This window comes from Psychrobacter sp. 4Bb, from assembly GCF_002836735.1.
Classification (GTDB): Bacteria; Pseudomonadota; Gammaproteobacteria; order Pseudomonadales; family Moraxellaceae; genus Psychrobacter.
The window spans coordinates 115,427-136,040 of sequence record NZ_PJAS01000072.1; the positions used below are offsets into that span (position 1 = coordinate 115,427).

The window sequence follows — 20,614 nt, forward strand, 5'->3', positions numbered from 1 at the left end:
CGCTAAATCATATCTAAGCTTAACGATCTCTAATCACTGCGTGCAGAGCCTATATACTGCACGCGACTCTCCTCTTGACCGCTCTCTTGATTGCTTGCCGACCCAATTGCACTATCGACCATATATTGGTCAAAATCTGCTGCTAACCAAAGATTACCTTTATAAACGCTCTCAGCATCTAAACGAATATTTGCCATGTTTGGTGTCTTGCTATTAGGGTTATCAAAACCCTGATAGCGAGCGCTAAAGTGCGTCAAGATTAGATTTTTGAGTCCAGCCGCTTGGGCAAATTCGCCGAGCAATTGGGCGCTACTATGCATCGGATCATAGTCTGGGTTTTTGGCTCGAATCTTATTGAGCACCTCGTGCGCATAAGTAGCTTCATGCACCAATAAATCCGCATTGATAACGGCTTTGCTTAACAAATTTGGCGCATCATTGTCTCCTGCCACCACTATTCGCGTCCGCTGTATTTCCTCATCAACATAGTCTACTGAGTGCAATTGTCTATTATCCTCAGTCGTGACATCTTCGCCTTGCTGCAATTTACCCCACAGCGCACTGGCTGGAATACCATCTGCCACAAGCTTATCTGTATTAAGGATGCGGCGGCTAATAGTCTGAGTAATACCAAAGGCATTAGAAGCAACCCGATGTGATAGCGGCGTGATATCAATATCAAGCTGATGCTGGTCGCTTAAGCTAATACTGACCTTGTTCGTATCACCTTGCTCAGCCAACACCTCTTCAATCGCTATAAAATCGAGAGCAAAAGGTAAATACAATTCCGTGGTTAAGGTAATGGCTTCGAGCAGTGTCGCGATTGCTTTTGGGGCAATCAAAGTTAATGGTTCACGGCGCCCTGACATGGCAGCGCTTGCTAATAGCCCTGGTAAACCGTAGCAATGATCACCATGTACATGAGTGATGCAGATAGCAGCCAATTGATGCAAGGAGAGCTTGGTATGTAGCAACTGCTGCTGTGTGCCTTCACCACAATCAATCAGCACCCATGGACGCGATTTCTTACTCTGAGTGTTCTGTTGACGACTCCCTTGCTGTACGCCAGAGCTATGCGGATTCAGACACTCTATTGCCAATGCGGTCACATTACGCTGTTTGGTAGGTACACCTGCAGAGGTGCCCAAAAAGGTTAGCTTTAGCATAATGTTGCCTTTCGTTTATCAGGAGTACTATCTGAGAAGTACAAGGGCGTCTCTTTATTATAAAAACGATAACAGAAATAAGATAAACGAAGAATATACCCTATCTATGACAATTGGCATATCATGGTTTTTTGACCTTCAACCATTTGTCCACCATTGGCAGTACACTCATTTACCATATTTGATTCGTAAGATTTCCAGCCACCATAAAAGCTCGCCGCACACAGAATGACCACTAGAATTTTCTGTGACCACGATTTGATAGAGACTTGTTGGCTATTAATCTGTTGGCTATTATTTTCTTGCATACTGGTATCTTGCTTATTGAGTGATGTTTGAGTTGCTGACTGATTGTCATCTTTATCTAGACTATCTTGCTTCAGATGGTCTTTATTCGAAGTATTTAGATCTGTCATAGTATTATCCTAAAAAAGGCTTTGTTTATTCATAAACAAAGCCTTTGGTCTACATGGCTACTTAAGCGTTGAGAGAGGATTATACCAGTATCCTCTAAAAATTCAGACGGCCACCCTTTTTTTCTGCTCGCTTAAAGGCATCTCGTTCTTCGCAGCGTTTGAGCCAGTTCAAAAGATTGGTATATTTACTCTGATCTAAACCTGCACCAGCATTGGCACCCAAGACTGCAAGATGCATTTGAATATCAGCGGCGCTAAATTCACTACCGGCAAACCAGTGATTTTCATGTAGATGACGCTCCATCATATCTAGCATTTTCTCCAAACCGCTACTGATCATGTTTTTTTCAATCTGACCTTGGATTTTTTTGCTGATAGGTTTGATTAGCATTGGCGACTGAGACACCACTTTTGTGAATACCAAGCGCATGACCAACAGTGGCATCAGTGAAGCTTCTGCAAAGTGTAGCCAAAACGTATAGGCTTCCCATGCTGCTTCGTTATTATTATCAGGTTTGAACTGCTTTTCTTTATCGTAGTGTTTAATCAGATACTCAATGATAAACCCTGACTCAATCAACACGCGATCGTCCGCTTCTAGTATCGGTGCATTACCAATTGGATGCACTTGCTTTAAGCTATCAGGAGCACGGTATGCTTTATTGCGCTCATAACAAGTCAGTTTATAATCGGCGCCAAGCTCTTCCAACAGCCAGATAATACGAAACGAGCGCGAGTTTGCTAAATGATGAAGATGTAACATAAACCGTCCTAGTTATATATTGTAGTAAATCAGCCATAATATCTCAGATATAGCGCCATATGTTCACTCAATCGCGGCCCTACTGCTCTCGATAATAGCGTAATTTGTACTTCTTTAATACTGTGAGTTGGCAGACATGCTGGAAAACTATGCCTACCGAATCGATACTATCTCAGACGGTGTACTCGTACTCTTTGCCATCAATCTAAATGTAATGCTTCAATCTTGCGCGTCATTTTATCTATTTTTTGCTGATATTTTTTGATTTGGCGGAATCGATGCGCGATTAGCACGCCTTTAATACGGCGATTTTTCAGGCGGCGACGTGGTGGAAAACTGCCTACTTGTGGCTCATTGTAGCCGTGTAAGCGGTCTTCACGTTTACGCGCCATATAGCCCAACGCACTATCAGCAATCATAATCAGCAGTGCGATAAAAATCATGCTATACATCAGCATGGAGCCACCATCATGTAAGTTACGATCTAAAATTGCGATTGAGAAGATAAACAAGAATATCGGCTCAAGGTAGCATAAAGTCCCAAACAGTGAGACAGGCAGCTTCTGACTGGCTACCATTGTCAGTGACATCGCAGCGGTGCTGATAATGCCTAATAACGGCAGCAGATACCAAAGCTTGTGGTTGGTGATTGCTACTTCAAAACCGCCATTCATATACAGCGCGACCAATACCACTGGTAACAACAATACAAGGTCTGAGATAAGACCAGTAATAGGTGGCACAGCCAATTTGCGGCGTAATAGATAATAAGGAGGATAACCCAAGCAAACAAACAAAGTCGCCCAAGAAATAGCACCATACTCAAAAATATCGTAAGCGATACCAAGACCTGCACATACGATAGCAGCCCACTGAAGTAAGCTCATGTCTTCGTTGTAAAAGAACCTACCGACAACAATCATAATCATCGGATATAGGAAATAACCCAACGTTACCTCGAGCCCCAAGCCATTGACTGGCGCCCACATAAATATCCAGATTTGCGCACCCAGAATCGGTGTGGGTAGTATAAATAAAAACCACTCTTTTGCGTTCTTTAGTGTTTTTAAATAATCAAAAATGTGCTGCCATTGCTTTAGTACGCTGACCAGCAGTACTAGACTAAAAAACATTGTCAGCACACGCCACGAAGCGACTTGCGTACCTGATAATGGTTGCAGCAGTAGACCAAATAAGAACAGCAATGAGTATAAAAAATTTGCAGCGACAGCGGTGATTATACCCTGCGAGGTTTGGTTAGTAGTCAGCATCACAACAGCCTTTAAAGATTGGGGCACATCCATGGCAATTTTTAAAAAAAACAAAAGCCTCAGACGAGAACGTCTGAGGCTTTTGCATATAAGGTCGTCGCGCAATCTAAGTTGAACGCTTTTGATGTACTAGGCTTACATCATGGTCGGCATTATGTCAAAGTCAGAATGAATAAGCAATGCCACTGTTCATCTAGTGTCTAAACTTTTAAATTCAGTAAATTTAATGCAGGTAAATACTTATTTTGCATCAAGTTGTTGGATTTTTTGTTGTATCTTATCCATCTTCTTTTGGTAACGACGAATCTTGCGAAAACGATGGGCTTTTAGCACGCCATCGATACGCTGATTGATAAAATGACGACGCGGTGGAAAGCCGCCAATCTGAAGCTCTCTATAGCCATGCAAGCGATCATTACGCTGACGAACGAGATAGCCTTTTATGCTATCAGCCATCATAACCAGTAGCGCAAGCGTAATCATGCCGTACATAAAGAGCGAACCACCTTCTTCAAGGCTTTGACTCAAAATAGTAATAGACAATACGAATAACAGCATCGGCTCTATATAACTTAGCGCCCCAAACAGTGATACTGGCAGCTTACTACTAGCAATCATCGTCAGCGACATCGCAAGCGCACTAAAAGCACCAAGCAGCGGCAATAGATACCAGAACTTCATGTCTTGCGCCGCAACATCAAAACCGCCCGTCATATAAAGCACGATGAGCACGACTGGTGTCAACAGCGTCAAATCAAACAATAACCCTGTAATAGGCGGTACAGAAAGGGTGCGTCGTAGCAGGTAATACGGTGGATAACCCAAGCATACAAACAGTGTCACCCAAGATACTGATCCATACTGAACAATATCGTAGCCGATACCGAGTGCTGCAAATATCGCGGCAGCCCACTGCAAGATGCTCATATATTCATGGTAAAAGAATCGACCAAGCACAATCATCACTAGCGGCAATAAAAAATAGCCCAACGTGACATCGAGACCAAACCCATTGACCGGCGCCCACATAAACAACCAAATCTGTCCACCTAGGATTGGTGCAGGTAGTATAAATATTAACCAATCCTTGATTGTCTTTAGCGTCTTTATATAATCAAAAACACGTTGCCACTGCTTAGTCAAACTGACCAATATCACCAAACTGAGCAACATCATGAGCACACGCCATGAGGCTACCTGCGTCCCTGTTAAGGGCAGCATAAACAGTCCAAACAAAAACATCATCGAGAATAAAAAGCTCGATGATACCGAAGCAACCGTTCCCTGAAAAGTTTGATTGGTCGTAAGCATAACAACAGCCTTAAAAAATAGAACCTTATTTACAGTATTGAAAAAATGAGAATTAAAAAACAAAAGCCTCCGACGATAACGTCAGAGGCTTTTTTCTAGAAAAATGCTAAGAGACTAGACTCAAAAGCTAATTACCAAGACTATTACTCGTCATCGTCTTATGCATAGTTAGTCTATTATAGATTGTCACTTGGTTTATGATCGTTTGCAATATCAATCACATCATCGACGTCAGTAGTTGCAGTATCGTCAGTTGTCGCATCAATATCTATCTGCTCCTGACCTTCTACGTCAAACGTACCGTCTTCTCTCATGGCATCGATAAGTTCATCATCGCTCTCTTCATGCTCAACACGTGCCATGGCAACCAGTTTTTCATCTTTTGACAGACGAATCAATGTTACGCCTTGCGTATTACGACCAGAGCTAGCGACATGCTCAACTGGGGTACGAACCAACGTACCTTTATCAGAGATTAGAATAATATCATCGGTAGAGTCAACCTTGGTCGCTCGTACTAGTGCGCCATTACGTTCACTGGTCTTAATAGCGATCACACCGCCACCGCCACGATTTTGTGTATTGAACTCATCAATGAAGGTACGTTTACCAAAGCCGTTTTCACAAGCAATCAGGATTTCACGTACATCATCTTCGATAACGACTAATGATTTGATAAATTCATCAGTAGCCAGACGCATACCGCGGACGCCTTTTGCCGTACGGCCCATCGCACGCGCATCATTCTCATCAAAACGAATGGCTTTACCACTTGAAGCAAACAACATCACTTCTTGGCTACCGTTAGTGATACGAGCGCTGACCAATTTATCACCGTCTTCTAGTCCAACCGCAATCAAACCGTTCGAGCGAATATTGGCAAACTGCTTCAGCTCTACCCGCTTCACTGTACCGTTGGCCGTGGCAAAGAATACAAAAGGCGGCTCTGCTTGGTTGCTATCTTCTACCGAATCGTCATCATTGCTTACTTCTGATACTTCACTTACTACTGATGTATCTTCCACAATTTTTGGAATTGGTAGTATGGTTGTAACGGTTTCGTCGCTATTTAGGCCAATTAGATTGACCAATGGACGACCACGAGCACCGCGACTGGCAATCGGCACTTCAAAACCACGTAAGCTAAAGACACGTCCACTATCAGTGAAACACAGTACCGTAGAATGCGTTGATGTCACGACTAAATGATCGATTACATCATCTTCTTTCATTGCCGTGGCAGACTTACCTTTACCGCCGCGTTTTTGTGCGACATAGTCATCAATCGGCTGAGTTTTGGCGTAGCCAGTACGCGATACCGTCATGACGACCGTTTGCTCAGGGATAAGATCTTCGCGACTAAAGTCCATACGTGAATCGATGATATCGGTACGGCGCTTATCACCAAAGTTATCGCGAATCTCAATCATCTCATTAGAGATAATAGCCATCAGCTTATCAAAATCGCCAAGGATAGACTCTAAGTGTGCGATTTCACGCAGTAAATCTTGGTATTCTTCGGTCAGCTTGTCTTGCTCAAGACCAGTCAAACGATGCAACTGCATATCTAAAATCGCATTGACCTGCTCAAGTGACAAGCGATAGCGCTCTTCGCCTTCGATCAGACCAAACGGCGCCTTAGGATCTTCGCCTTCGATAAACTCAGGACGTACTGATTGACTACCAGCAGCTGTAAGCATCGCAACGACGCTACCTGAACCCCACGTGTTATTTAATAAGCTTTCACGTGCTAGGCCACGGTTTGCAGAAGCTTTAATCGTCGCGATAATTTCGTCGATATTGGCTAGAGCAACCGTTAGACCTTCTAGCAAATGACCACGAACGCGGGCTTTGTTCAATTCATAAATCGTACGACGTGTCACCACTTCTTGACGATGACGGACAAATGCAGCGATAAGCTGACGCAAGGTCAATAGTTTTGGCTGACCATTATCCAGCGCCACCATATTGATACTAAAGCTAGACTCTAGCGGCGTTTGTAGAAATAGGTTATTAACGATAACTTCAGCCGTCTCACCGCGACGCAAATCAATAGCGATACGCATACCATCTTTATCAGACTCATCACGAATTTCGCTAATACCTTCGATTTTTTTATCACGGACCAGCTCTGCGATACGCTCAATCAACTTGGCTTTGTTAGCCTGATAAGGTACTTCGGTAAATACGATGCGCTCACGATCACGGTTGACGCCAGAATTGCTCATCGGCTCGATATGATAACGACCACGAATATGCAAGCGGCCTTTACCCGTACGATAAGCATCTAAAATGCCCGCGCGACCATAGATAATACCGCCCGTAGGAAAATCAGGACCTGAGATATGCGACATCAGCTCTTCGGCTGAAACTTGTGGGTTTTCAGCATAGGCCAAACAAGCATTGATCACTTCAGTCAGGTTATGCGGGGCCATATTGGTCGCCATACCAACGGCAATACCCGTCGCGCCATTGACCAATAGATTAGGAATACGCGCTGGCATCACGCTTGGCATGCGCTCAGAGCCGTCGTAGTTGTCTTCCCAATCGACCGTATCTTTGTCCAAATCCGCTAGCATCTGATGGGTCAGTTTGGTCATACGTACTTCGGTATAACGCATCGCTGCCGGAGGATCATCATCGATCGAGCCAAAGTTACCTTGACCATCAACCATTGGATAGCGCAAGCTGAAATCCTGCGCCATACGGACGATGGCATCATAGACGGCACTATCGCCATGTGGATGGTACTTACCGATCACATCACCGACCACACGTGCTGATTTTTTATACGGTTTATTATAATCGTTTGATAGCACGTGCATGGCATACATCACGCGGCGGTGTACAGGTTTGAACCCATCACGCACATCAGGCAGCGCACGCGAGACGATCACGCTCATCGCATAATCCAAATACGACTGCTTTAGTTCATCTACGATGCCAATAGGACTGACCGATTCGCTCATATACACTCCTTCACTCACATTTTTTTCTAACGTTGACACATCGCTTATGGCACCCATAGATCATATAAAAATACTGCCACATAAATGGGCAGTCACGACCAAAATAGATACCATAAAAAAACACTGCTACACGTGCAAAACAATAGGAAAATAGCGATAGTTTTAATGTTTAATAAAAGAAGCTATTTTAGCACAAATTTGCTGATTTAGGGGGTTCTGAGTACCATTAAAATCAAGCTAGACGGTTCATTCGCAGTGATATTTTGAATTATTGACACACACTAAAATAATTCTAATGACAGGTTTTTTTTGATTGGCTGATTTTGCCATTCTTACAGACGAACTTACCATCTGCTGAGCAATGAGACACCCCGCCCATTTTACCTGAACAAGGCGTATTTCGAGCTTGAGCTTGGCTCATAGATGTGAAGGCAAATACTAGAGCGAGTAGTGCTGTGCTGATTGGTTTCATTGTTTATTCTCCGTATCTGATGGATATTAAATAGAAAAATACTATACTCATTAGCTACAGATCGACAAGATTTATTTTGACTAACTAAGTGAATAGTTATATTTCTATCTACAGTTCAACATGATATTTAATTTAACGCTAAAATCTTGAATATAGAACTCATATGTGGTTTGCATATAAGCTCTATTAGCCAAACAACTAGGATGCTTAGAATATTTAGCCAATATAACAACACCTACAACTGTCTCTGACATAAACTAATTGTTTTTATGAGCACACTGTCTTCATAAGCAGACTGTATTTCAACATCATAATGTTTTCAAAATCATATTATTTTAATCAGCACATTATGATTTAAACCACTTTGATGCAGCTATTTTTTGAGTGATACTGGACAAAAAATTTCTAAACGCTACACTACCTCATCTTTTATAGCACTTAAATAACGACCTAACAGGCTACTTTTATTATGGATATCATTCTTGCAATTGTTTGGATTTTAGCAATGGTGCTATACAGCTTTTCGAGCGATTATGTTGCTAGCTTTCCTAACCATAACAATCGCGCTGTCCCTTATGTCCGTTGGGGAGCACTTTTAGTCGCTATGGCTTTATCAGCATACTTGTCAAAAGCCTACCAAGAAAACCTACAAGGCAATGGTATGTGGGTGTTTGTTATCGTGGTATTTATCGTTATTGTTTTAGCGAAAGTCGTTTTTAAATGGGTAATTAACAGACGCCTGAAACGCTAGTTAATACTGAATAGTTTTATTAATTTGACCCTCTTACTTATTGATCTAAATACCTATGACAATTAAACATCAAGATAGCCAGCCTGACTCAAACCTTTCTATACCAGCAGAAAACGATCGAGCAGATCGTAGTTTCGATGCTATTGCCGATCATTTCGAAAAGAAAGTCTATGGTGGTTTAAAAGGCGAGATTCGATTGGCTGTGCTACGCCGTGATATTTTTGAATATAGCGCGCAGATGAGTGAGGCGCTTGGGCGACCTTTACGTATCTTGGATGTGGGTGCAGGGCTTGCGCAAATTGCGATAGAACTTGCTGCTCAAGGTCATAGCGTAGTCATCAATGACATCTCAGCAAATATGCTTGAGAAAGCAAAAGCGAGCGCAGAAAAAATTGATAAAAAACTAAACATCACATGGTATGTTTGCCCTTATCAAGCGCTTGAAGAAAAGTTGGCTCATACGAAGGCAGAAAAGTTTGATTTGATTATGTCGCACGCGCTACTTGAATGGTTGGCAGAACCAGCAGCGGTCATGGACTTCTTTGATCAATATCTAACAGATGATGGCGCGCTATCTTTGTGCTTTTATAATCCTGCAAGCTTTGATTATCGTAACCTTATCATGGGAAATTTTAATCTACTCGATAATACAGACTATAAGGCAGACAACAAGAAAAGTCTGACACCCAATTATCCCGTCGCTAAAGAAGAGGTTCAGTCTTGGTTAAAGGCGCATGACTATCAGACGGTGCGCAGCAGTGGCTTGCGGGTATTTCATGATTATGCACCACTCAAGCGTGGCGGGCATAACGACCCAGATGCAGTGATCAGAATGGAGTTACGCTACTCACAATTAGAGCCGTATAAATGGCTTGGTCGTTACTTACACATTTTGGCTAAACGGTAAATTGAGACGACAGCTCATGAATTGTAAAGACGGCTAAACCTCTTTATCCATTCTCGATGATCTATCATATTCTGACCAAGTAGTGGCATTGATATCTTTTTCATCAAAGACTACGACATGCTCTAGCAAAGGCAGAATACCAATATGCGAGCCGATTGCATGATTATGATGGCTCGCAACCAAGGATAAGACAGTCTGTCCGTCGTCTAACTGCAGACGGTACAAATAGTTGGCACCGCGAAACACACGCCCAATGACTAAGGCTGTCTGCGTACTGTCATCATCATGAATGATATCATCAGGGCGTACGAGTACTTTGATTGGCGTACCATTTGGATAATCATATTCGCAGTACTGTGGTTGTCCTGATTCATCATAGACTTCCATGCGACGATAAATATTCCCTAGCGCCGTCTCAACATGACCTTCTTTGATAATGCCGTCTATCATCGCGCCTTCGCCCACGAACTCAGCGACAAAAGGACTAACAGGCTCATGATACAGCTCGCTTGGTCGCGCCCACTGCACCAATCGTCCTTTATCCATTACCCCTACTTTATCCGCTAGCGCGAACGCTTCATTTTGATCATGAGTGACCAAAATCGCTGTAGTATTGGTACGTTTGAGAATATCACGGACATTCATTGCCAATGACTCACGCAGTACCACATCTAGATTAGAGAATGGTTCATCAAGTAATAGTAGTTTTGGTTTGGGTGCGAGCGCTCTTGCAAGAGCCACACGCTGCTGCTGACCACCAGAGAGCTCATTAGGACGTTTGTCTGCATGTTCAGTCAATTCGACTAAGCTTAGCATCTCAGCCACACGGGCTTTTTTGTCAGCAGCTGACCATTTATTAAGACCAAAGGCGATGTTTTTTGCCACGCTTAAATGACCAAACAGAGCATAGTCTTGAAACACCATGCCCATGCCACGCTTGGCTGGCGCAACTGCAAATGATTGGCGAGCTGTTTTTTCAGTTAAGCGTTGATTGTTCAGATAGATAGTGCCGCCGCGACTTTGCTCTAGTCCCGCGATTGCTCGTAGCGCTGTTGTTTTCCCGCAGCCGCTATAACCCAAGAAGCAACCAATCTCGCCTTGCTCCAACATTAAGGATAGACCATTGACGACGATAGTATCGTCATAGCCTACGATGAGATTTTGCACACTAAAATAAGGATCTGTCGCGATATGTTTCTCAGTATTTTGTTGTGAGGTATTGCTTTGTTCTGCAGTTTTATTCGGCTGAACTGGATTGATTCTATTTTGTGACATTGATGATTTTACTACAGGCATGTGATTAGCCCGAGCCTTTTCTGACTTAGAATTTGTTGAGTCGTTCATTGAATCAGTGTACATAGACGGTACCAGTTCGCTATTAATAAGTAAAACCATCGATAAAACAGAGCAAATTATAATATAGCTGACACTACGAGTGTGCTGTTAAACTTATGTCAAATTATTGCTATTAGCTGTGTTGCTATTAGCTGTGTTTGTCGCTTTGACGCAGTAATACCCAAACAGGAAGCAAGCCAACTAACACGATTAGCAAACTCGGTAATGCGGCTCGTCCCCACATACCTTCGCTCGTCATTTCAAACACTCGTACTGCAAGCGTGTCCCAGCCTTGACGCCGTGTCATTAGCGTAATGGGCATCTCTTTCATTACTTCGACAAAGCCCATCAATAATGCGGTCAATACACCAGGGCTAAGCACAGGCAGCATTACATGACGCCAACGCTGATAAGGACTGTCGCTCAGTAATTTTGCAGCAGCTTCTTGATTGACTGTCAATCGTTGCAACTGTCTGTCAACTGGCTGAAAACTCACTGTCATAAAACGCGTCGATAACGCCAGTAGCATAACAATGACGCTGCCAGAGAGCACTTGCTGTGAGGTGATACCAAAGGCAATCATTTGATTATCAAGCCACGCAATAGGTATAAATATCCCTACCGCCAACACAGTCCCCGGTACGACATAGCCTAAATTGGCTAAAGTGGTCATTAGCTTAGTCGATTTATCAGGATACTGCCGTTTGATCCACGCAATGATAATCGCCAAAAAAGCAATAAATAGCGTGGTCATACTAGCAATCATGAGGCTATTGGTGACAAAATCAATGTAACGCGCATCAAAATCTTGGCGAAAATTAAGTGCTGTCCAATAGATAAGCTGTAAGAAAGGTATTAAAAAGGCAACTAAAAAGATCAGCGTACACAGCAGCGTCATGGCTAGTTTGGCAGGTTTGCTAGCGTCAAAGCGGTGGCTGCTACCTTGGGTAAGTGAACTACCACGCTTCGCTTGCCAATACTGCTCAAACAATACCACAATAAAGATCACACCAATGAGCAAGGCTGCTAACTGAGCCGCTGTGGTCAAACTAAAAAAACCAAACCACGCCTTATAAATGGCGGTAGTAAAAGTATCGACATTGAATACCGATACTGCACCAAAATCCGCTAAGGTTTCCATACTGGCTAGCAACAAGCCACCTATAATCCAAGGCAGTGCCTGCGGTAATGCCAACCGAAAGAACACACGGCTACGACTCAAACCTAGCATCTGCCCCGCTTCTATCGCTCGCCTGCCTTGTGACAAAAATGCCTGACGCGCGAGCAAATATACATAAGGGTAAAACGCTAGCGATAATACCAAGCCTGCGCCCCATACATTCCTTATCGACGGTATGGCAGTACTGATACCAGAATCGCGTAAAGCTGTCTGTAGCGGCCCACTAAAGTCAACAATCCCGATAGTGACAAATGCCAATACATAAGCAGGGATGGCAAGTGGTAACATCAGTGCCCACGAAAAGAAACGCTGACCAGGGAAACGGTACATACTAGTAACCCAAGCCAAAGCAGTACCAATAGTACCTGAAACGACAGTCACCATAAGCAATAAAATCGCCGTGTTTTTGAGCACTTGCGGCAGTACATAATCTGCCATGTGTGTCCAAATCTCTGCCACTGGCTGAGTCCACGACAGCAGCACGATTAAAATCGGTACTAGCATAAACAACGAAATCAGCCCTAAGACTGATTTCGAGATAATACGTTTACGAAGGGCGTGGTCTTGGCTGACAGTCTGCTGGTCGTTAACACTGTCATTGACAGTATCGTTCTGACTAACAGACGCATCTGGCGTTGTGATCATATTATCATTACCGTGTCATACGTATAGAGACCTTGTAAGCTTATACCAACCTTAAAATCGTCATTACCCAAATAACTCATCTGTAATAGCTAACCTTTGAACACATTCTGTAAAAGCTTTTGTTTAAAAGCTATTGCCTAAAAGTTATGATTTTAAGATTGGTATCAGTATTACTGGCGACCCCTTATTTATAACCCGCTTTATCCATCATTTGGATAGCTTGAGTTTGTAGTTCACCGAATTTCTGTACATTGATATCGTCTTTTTTGAACTCGCCCCATGATCTGAGCATGTCTGACTCATCGATACCTACTTTTACTGGGAATTCTTTGTCAGAGCTGGCATAAAGACCTTGTGCCTCGTCAGATGACAACCACTCTATCAGTTTAAGCGTACCATCTGGATTGTCTGAACCTGCAACCACACCAGCGCCTGAAATGTTTACGTGCGTACCAGTCGTGTCTTGGTTTGCCCAAAATATCTTCACAGGGAAGTTTGGTTTTTCGTCCAACAAACGACCATAGTAGTAGCTATTAGCAATACCCACTTCACACTGACCAGCAGCGATAGCTTCTAGCATCGCAACGTCATCACTGAACACGTCAGTCGCTAGGTTATCAACCCACCCTTTGATAACTGCTTCGGTTTTTTCTTCGCCCAAATGCTCCATCATGCTAGCGACAAGCGATTGGTTATAAACCTTTTTAGAGGTACGTAAGCATAGTTTGCCTTTCCATTTTGGATCGGCCAAATCTGCATAAGTAGATAACTGGTCGGCAGTAACTTTGTTTGGATCATAAAAGATAGTACGTGCACGTAGTGACAAACCAGTCCACTGACCTTTTGGATCACGGTATTTTGCAGGGACATTAGCTTCTAACACAGTAGACGATACTGGCTGTAATAGTCCTTGCTCTGCAGCTTGCCATAAGTTACCAGCGTCAACGGTCAATAGCATATCAGCTGGAGTATTCTGACCTTCAGCTTTTAGACGCGCCATCAAAGGCCCAGTTTGGTCTGTAACCAGTTCAACTTTTACGCCTGTTTGCTCAGTATAGCGATCTAACAATGGTTTAATCAGCTGCTCATTACGTGATGAATAGATAGTAATTGTCTGACCATCAGCAGTCGTAGCTTCGTCAGTTGCTGCTTGCTGCTCAGCACCTGTTTCTGTTGACTCTACTTCTACGCTCTCTTCTGTGGTTGAAGAATTACTACAACCTGCCAAACCCAACATCATGCCAAATACGGCTGCAGGTAAGATAAGCTTCGTAGAGGTTAGATTAGCGCTGATAGCGTTCAATGACATGGTTTTCCCCATAGTAATGCTATTAAAAAAGTAAGACGGATGGTGAGACAAAATAACAATAATTATAACGATGACTTGCTAAGCGCTAGCAGTAATCAGGCCACAATATATCAAAGCAACATACTAATGGAAGTGAGATTAATTATCAATACATTTGTTTAACTGGCACATATACCAGCGATTAGTCTTTAGCATTGATTTTTAAGAACTATTTTTCACCAGCTCTTTCAATAATTTGGTATAACGACGCGTTTTAGTGTCCATCTAAAGCAACCATTGTCCTAATATTGCATTGACCGCAGCTTCTGTACGTAAGATACGAGAGCCTATATGTACAGGCGTGCAGCCTTGTGCTGACAACAGCTCTATCTCATAGTCGATCCAACCACCTTCAGCGCCTATGCAGACTATACTCGGTAGCTCTCGTGATGGTTGCTGTTGTAAAAACTCAGAAAATGACTGCTGACTATAAGGATGCGCGACAATCGCTCGATTGCTTATTAGGCTTGCAAGTGTGTCTTCAACAAATGGCTTAAAACGTTTTTGTAGCGTAATACTAGGAACAATCGTATCGATGCTTTGCTGTAGGCCTTCTAATACAAACTCGTCAATCCGCTCAAGCATGGGACTTTGCCAATAGCTTTTTTGCGTACGGTAGCTATTGATAAGAATAATATCGCGTACACCAAGCGCTGTCATATCCATGATCAATCGCCGTAGCACCTTAGGACGCGGTAACGCCAAAATAACAGTCAAATCCAATTTGGCCGGCGGCACAGTATTGAGCTGGACGTTACCTAGCTGAATACTGTCAGCGGTAATACTTTCAATGATAGCCGTACCAAGGTTGCCACCGATTTGTCCAATTTTAAGCCTATCACCGACTTTTGCACCCAGCACTTTAGTTACATGGCTGACTTGAGACAAGGCATCGATTTTTGCTGTGTCTGATGAGAGGTTTTTAGCAGGCAATAATATACAGTTCATAAGTTATCTTGGTTAGAAGACATCTCGATAGCGTCTTCAATCATCGTAAATTGACGGGTCAGTACCGCTTGCTGCTGTATCGTCATTTGCTCGCCAGCTTGCCCTGCCTGCGCGGCTAATGGCAAATTGCGTAGCCAAGTCTCTAGCTGCATATAAATGCTAACAGCGTCTTCACGGTTATAAGCTGTTTTCTTACGAGAGGATTTTTTATTCGCCTTTAACTGGTCATCGCTGACTATCTGCGCATTCGAACTACTTGAGTTATTTGACTCGATTGGACGATAGAAGTCATTATTTGGCTGATATACAGCGCCTACTTCAGCCAATTTGTCTATCACGCTTTGGCACGACTGAGTATAACGCCCCATCAGTACAGGCGTGGCCACACTAGCAGGCTCCACTGGATTATGCCCACCAATATCTACCAGTGAGCCGCCCACAAATGCTACATTTGCCAATGTATACCAAGTCATCATCTCACCCATGCTATCTGCTAGATAGACTTGCGTATCTGCACTAATCATATCTCCATCACTGCGCCGAGCCATATTTAACCCAGTTTTTTGGATGAGATCTGCTACTTCGTCAAAACGCTCAGGATGCCTAGGAACGATAACAAGCAGCGTATCTGCTAATGTAGCTTGAGACAGTAGTTGCTGCTGCAATGACAACACTGCTGCCTCTTCGCCATCATGAGTACTCGCAGCTACCCACACAGGACGATCTGCTATACCAAACTCTGCTCGCAGATCGGCTTTCTTATTATAAATACGGTTATCTTCTACCGCTTTGTCATCAGTTTTGGACGCATTGATTACCCACTTTAATGAGCCTGCTACGCGAATTTGGGCGCTATTAGCCCCTAACTGCCGAAAGCGTTTAGCAGAGTCGCTGTCTTGCGCAATTATTAAGGAAAGATTTTTCATCATACTGGCGCTGACTGCACCAATTTTTTGATAACTCTGAAAAGAAGAAGCAGATAATCGACCATTGACTAGAATACTTGGAATACGGTGCTGCGATAATTTGGTCAAGATATTTGCCCACAACTCTGTTTCTACAAACAACGCAGCGATAGGCTGTACATGCGTCAAGAAAGTCTCGATAACAGCAGGGCTGTCGACTGGCACATAGCTATGACTCATCTGACCTTGAGCTATCTGTTCTGCAAAACGACTAGCGCCACGAGCAAAACCTGTCTGAGTCGTATTGGTCAACCATATCTGATAGCCATTAGCCAATAACATATCTAATAAAGGCGCAACCGTATTGGTCTCGCCTAATGAGACTGCATGGCACCAAATCACCCCTTTATCGATATCAGCATTGACCACTGGACGCGGTGGATACTGCTTACCAAAACGCTGATCGATTTCCTGCTGATAGTTGTCGTTTTTATGAGATCGACGCCATACTTGCAGACGATATAGTGGCTTTAGCAACCCAATAAGAGACTGATAATATAAAGGTGTCTCGTGTACCGCACGATTAGGCGATGATACAGGGTCAATTGGATTTGCAGAGTGGTCAGACGGGGTATTAGATGATGGCATGGAACAGCCCAAATTAGTTATGAATCAAACAATAAAAGGGTAAAGGTAGAGCGCGCCAATTCTACCTGAATTTAAGCTGTAACAATAAGCTTTTAAAAAGTTACTGAGTAAATAGTTATTAAATAATGATTGTTAGATAATGATTATTATCAATAAAGCGACTGCGATGATTGCGCCGATTAACAGCTGATAACCCTTGGTGCTGTGCTGCTCTTGCTTCTGTGTGGTCAGCAGCATATCTGCTTGCTGCCATTGCTTGACCAGATTGGCCGCTTCTGCATGACCATTATCTGCCGCTTGCTCTAACCAGTATTTACCGCTATCTATATCTTGGGCTAGCCCTACTCCTTGGTAGTACATTTTACTGAGTAGACGCTGAGCACGGCTGTCGTTTTTGCTGGCGGCTTGATTAACCCAATCTATGCCAGATTTTTTTTGATTGTCACTGTCCGCTGTCAAACCTTCCCCTAACAACTCATACATGGCCAAACGTAGCATAGCCGCTGTATTACCATCTTCAGCAGCCGCTTGTAGTATTAGAAGCGCTTTGTTTTTTGCTGCGATATGATCATCTGAAAATATAACTTGGCGACGAGATTTGTTCTGTTTGGCAATATGCTGCTCGAACTGATCTAATACTTTGCGTGCTTGCTGATATTGCACATCACCAGTTGGTTGTGGCACCGTTATCTCATCTAACTCTACGAGCAGTTGCGTAAACATCTCTGGCGTTGATGTGTTTTTTACAGGTGACGCAGGCTTGGCTGTTGGCTTCGTTACTTTAGTCAGCTCAGGCTTTATCAAGCTCTCAGACTCAGGAGGCACTACGCTTGTTTGCAACTCAGTTATCGTATCAGACATAGCAGATGGAGCTGCGAGACTTTCACTATCAGTTACAACTGCATTAGCTTGATTATGCTCAGCTCCTATCGATACTTTCTCTGGCTTTTCCAGAAGCTCACTCGATTGGCTAGTACCGACATGTGTATTTGAATCTGCGCTCAGAACGATGCTTTCAGTGACTTGATGAGTGGTTGCTTTATGCGTTGTTGCTTTGTTTGTTGGTACTTTATCCGCTGTTAATTCGGGCATTGGATTAACATCGTTGTTTAAAGTAGTTGGTAGTCTAAGGCTAACCGCTTGATATAACCCACTCTCTACTTGCCCGCCTTGTACCGCTTCAAACGGCCGATCAATATTGCCAAATAGGCGCAGCCCTATTGGCTCTAAAGGAAAAAATAAAGGCAGCGCATCAGTAGCCGCATTATTATCACCATAGCCAACGGCCATATGCTGATAAAAGTCATCGGTAATCAATGACAGCTCAGGATAGCGTTTGCGTAGCTCAAACTGCCCATACCAGCGTGGTCTGTTTTCCCACTGCTGCGCCAGGACACGACCTGCATAAAACGCCAAAAACACCATGAAATTACGATAGCGTTCATCGACCAGCAGCGTCATCTCATCCCATATACCGCTCTTAGTCATATCTCGGCGCACTTGGGACAATAGCGTATCGATACGCTGTAAACTCTCAAGCGACTCGTCTAGTATACAAGCGCGCAGCTCAGTTTCGTAGGCGATACCGCCTGCAATAGGACGCCCAGCTAAGAAATTTTGCCAGTAGCCTTCTGCAATATAGTCCAGTGGCGTTAAAGGTGATGCAGACATAAACGGACGTGACCTCTTTGCAGATAGATAAACCAAGAAAGCATAGGCTATAAAGGTGCTAATACTATTAAAATAATAGAACGATACTGGTAGATTACCTTACCCTAAAAATCTGAGTGCTACAATAAAGGACTGAACAAACGCACAACATTATCAAACAAGCGTTTTGATCCGTGACGCTGTTGCCACTCATCACTATCCAAGATTCGGCAGTTTTCTAAATAGACTTCCTGACAGTCCGCTACTTGAGCAACCATTTCTGGCGTATAAATCGCCAAACTGACTTCCATATTTAAATAAAAGCTACGCATATCAATATTAACGGTGCCAAATAAACAGTAGTCATCATCGATAACCACTGTTTTTGCGTGTAGCAAACCGCCTTTAAACAATGCAATCGTTACCCCAGCATCCAATAACTCTTGATAATAAGCCTGAGAGGCATGCTGTACCAGAAACGAATCCACCTTTTCAGGAACAATAATCGTCACATCAACGCCGCGCTTAGCCGCTATCGTCAGCGCACCCGATAGGGATTCATCAGGGACAAAATAAGGCGTGGTAATACGAATGCGCTTATTAGCACGATGAATCACGGTAACTAACGTATTGTAAATCACATGAGCCGTTAGCTGCGGTGCTGAAGGTATTAGTTGCGCCAAGACTTTGTCCACGACAGGCATCTTTGGTACGACAATCGAAGTGGCACCTATATCTGGCTGCTCATGATCATCAATCGTATCCGCCAATACCTTCACGCGGCTATTTAGATCATTGATGGTCGGATGCATCACATACAACTTACGAGTGTAATTATTAACCCGTTGATGCAGCTCAGCAAGATTGTCATTACTTTCAGCACCGATATCGGTAACAATTACCTTGGCCATCGCTGTATTGATACTAATTGAGTGCTGGCTAGTCGTTCGTAGCGCCACATCAATCCATTGACCAACGTTTTTATTTTGCTTAAAAAACCTTGGATCAACCAGATTGAAGCTGCCGATATAGCCAATATGTTCATCGATAACCACCATTTTACGATGATTGCGCAAATCAGAACGTTTAAATAGCGTCTTAAACAGTCCTACTGGCAATGACTGATGGACATAAACCCCTGCTTTTTCTAATTTGCGATGCACGCTACTATTAATAAAGCTAAAGCTGCCCACACTATCAGCCAATATATGACACTCTACGCCGCGTTGAGCCGCTACAGACAGCGCCTCTATAACTTCTAACACCTGTCCTTTTGGATAGACAATATAAAACTCCATAAGGACAATACGCTGGGCGGCATGAATATCTTCAATCAAACGCTGAAAAATAGAAGCAGGATCCGTCAACAGCTGCATTTGGTGATTGGGAAATACACCAAACCCGGTCCAGCGCGTTCCTATTTGGCTAACACCGCGGTAGTTGGCTGGTAATAAGTCCTGCCCTTTATCAAAAATCAGATGCTCACGCCTTGCCATATCGTTCATCAAGATGCTAGCTTGATCTACGCGTTCACGATAGCGTCGTCCAATCATCGGCTCACCGAGCAGGATGTACGCCACAAAACCAAATATTGGCAACGTGTAAAGCACAGCTACCCAAGCAATAGACACGCCAATATTGCGCTGCACAGAAACCACGCGCAGCGTCATTACTATCATAAGTACAATATGCAGCACCAGACCTAGACCCGCTAAGTCTCCCCAGGTCCAGCTAGTAAAAGTATCTTTAATAGCAAAAGTGTTTATATTGACCTCCATCAACCGTGTTCAACGAATAAAGCATCCATAACGAGCAAAGCATCCATAGTATAGTAGCTTTTCACCGCCAAACAACAAATAATGATAATAAGTGTATTTTTAGAAATGCTATATAATACATGGCTTTGAGTGCTATTTTTGATAGATTACA

General features: G+C 43.3%; 16 protein-coding genes. 2 read left to right on the forward strand and 14 right to left on the reverse strand.

Features of this window, described 5'->3' with window-relative positions:
• Nucleotides 1–29 precede the first annotated feature (29 nt).
• From CXF60_RS11180 to CXF60_RS11210, 7 genes are all read right to left on the reverse strand, one after another.
• A complete protein-coding gene (locus CXF60_RS11180) occupies nt 30–1,166 on the reverse strand; it encodes a ribonuclease Z (RefSeq protein WP_102091999.1) in 1,137 nt (378 codons plus the stop codon).
• Nucleotides 1,167–1,270: 104 nt separating this feature from the next.
• On the reverse strand, nt 1,271–1,582 hold the full coding sequence (locus tag CXF60_RS11185; RefSeq protein WP_102092000.1) for a hypothetical protein: 312 nt from the start codon (nt 1,580–1,582) through the stop codon (nt 1,271–1,273).
• A 94-nt stretch (nt 1,583–1,676) separates the two neighbouring features.
• Complete coding sequence (locus CXF60_RS11190) at nt 1,677–2,345, reverse strand: glutathione S-transferase (RefSeq protein ID WP_102092001.1); 669 nt, start codon at nt 2,343–2,345, stop codon at nt 1,677–1,679.
• Between the two features lie 200 nt (nt 2,346–2,545).
• Nucleotides 2,546–3,616, reverse strand: coding sequence for an EamA family transporter RarD (gene rarD, locus CXF60_RS11195; protein WP_102092002.1), 1,071 nt, complete (start codon nt 3,614–3,616; stop codon nt 2,546–2,548).
• A 240-nt stretch (nt 3,617–3,856) separates the two neighbouring features.
• Nucleotides 3,857–4,927, reverse strand: a complete 1,071-nt coding sequence (gene rarD, locus CXF60_RS11200; RefSeq protein WP_102092003.1) for an EamA family transporter RarD — start codon at nt 4,925–4,927, stop codon at nt 3,857–3,859.
• Nucleotides 4,928–5,103: 176 nt separating this feature from the next.
• Nucleotides 5,104–7,896 carry a DNA gyrase subunit A gene (gene gyrA, locus CXF60_RS11205; RefSeq protein WP_102092004.1) on the reverse strand — a complete coding sequence of 931 codons (2,793 nt, stop codon included), beginning with the start codon at nt 7,894–7,896 and terminating at the stop codon, nt 5,104–5,106.
• Nucleotides 7,897–8,188: 292 nt separating this feature from the next.
• Complete coding sequence (locus CXF60_RS11210) at nt 8,189–8,368, reverse strand: YdcA family protein (RefSeq protein ID WP_102092005.1); 180 nt, start codon at nt 8,366–8,368, stop codon at nt 8,189–8,191.
• A 469-nt stretch (nt 8,369–8,837) separates the two neighbouring features.
• Between CXF60_RS11210 and CXF60_RS11215 the strand changes: the two genes are divergently transcribed.
• Both CXF60_RS11215 and CXF60_RS11220 read left to right on the forward strand, forming a co-directional pair.
• Nucleotides 8,838–9,119, forward strand: coding sequence for a hypothetical protein (locus tag CXF60_RS11215; protein ID WP_102092006.1), 282 nt, complete (start codon nt 8,838–8,840; stop codon nt 9,117–9,119).
• A 55-nt stretch (nt 9,120–9,174) separates the two neighbouring features.
• The gene (locus CXF60_RS11220; RefSeq protein ID WP_102092007.1) at nt 9,175–10,026 is read left to right on the forward strand and encodes a methyltransferase domain-containing protein; all 852 of its coding nucleotides are present in this window, start codon (nt 9,175–9,177) and stop codon (nt 10,024–10,026) included.
• Between the two features lie 33 nt (nt 10,027–10,059).
• Here the strand turns inward: CXF60_RS11220 and CXF60_RS11225 are convergent, their stop codons facing one another.
• The 7 genes from CXF60_RS11225 to CXF60_RS11255 form a co-directional block, all read right to left on the reverse strand.
• Nucleotides 10,060–11,301 (reverse strand): ABC transporter ATP-binding protein, encoded by a 1,242-nt coding sequence (locus CXF60_RS11225; RefSeq protein ID WP_416376881.1) that lies wholly within the window; start codon nt 11,299–11,301, stop codon nt 10,060–10,062.
• Nucleotides 11,302–11,509: 208 nt separating this feature from the next.
• Entirely contained in the window at nt 11,510–13,186 is a 1,677-nt protein-coding gene (locus CXF60_RS11230) for an ABC transporter permease (RefSeq protein ID WP_102092008.1), read from the reverse strand.
• A 184-nt stretch (nt 13,187–13,370) separates the two neighbouring features.
• Complete coding sequence (locus CXF60_RS11235) at nt 13,371–14,495, reverse strand: extracellular solute-binding protein (protein ID WP_057759087.1); 1,125 nt, start codon at nt 14,493–14,495, stop codon at nt 13,371–13,373.
• 264 nt (nt 14,496–14,759) lie between these two features.
• Nucleotides 14,760–15,482 (reverse strand): 16S rRNA (uracil(1498)-N(3))-methyltransferase, encoded by a 723-nt coding sequence (locus CXF60_RS11240; protein ID WP_102092009.1) that lies wholly within the window; start codon nt 15,480–15,482, stop codon nt 14,760–14,762.
• Nucleotides 15,479–17,035 carry a 3-deoxy-D-manno-octulosonic acid transferase gene (locus CXF60_RS11245; RefSeq protein WP_102092010.1) on the reverse strand — a complete coding sequence of 519 codons (1,557 nt, stop codon included), beginning with the start codon at nt 17,033–17,035 and terminating at the stop codon, nt 15,479–15,481. The genes CXF60_RS11240 and CXF60_RS11245 overlap by 4 nt, the downstream gene beginning before the upstream one ends.
• 132 nt (nt 17,036–17,167) lie before the next feature.
• Complete coding sequence (locus tag CXF60_RS11250; RefSeq protein WP_102092011.1) at nt 17,168–18,706, reverse strand: tetratricopeptide repeat protein; 1,539 nt, start codon at nt 18,704–18,706, stop codon at nt 17,168–17,170.
• A gap of 119 nt (nt 18,707–18,825) precedes the next feature.
• Nucleotides 18,826–20,463 (reverse strand): cardiolipin synthase, encoded by a 1,638-nt coding sequence (locus CXF60_RS11255; RefSeq protein ID WP_102092012.1) that lies wholly within the window; start codon nt 20,461–20,463, stop codon nt 18,826–18,828.
• Nucleotides 20,464–20,614: the final 151 nt, after the last annotated feature.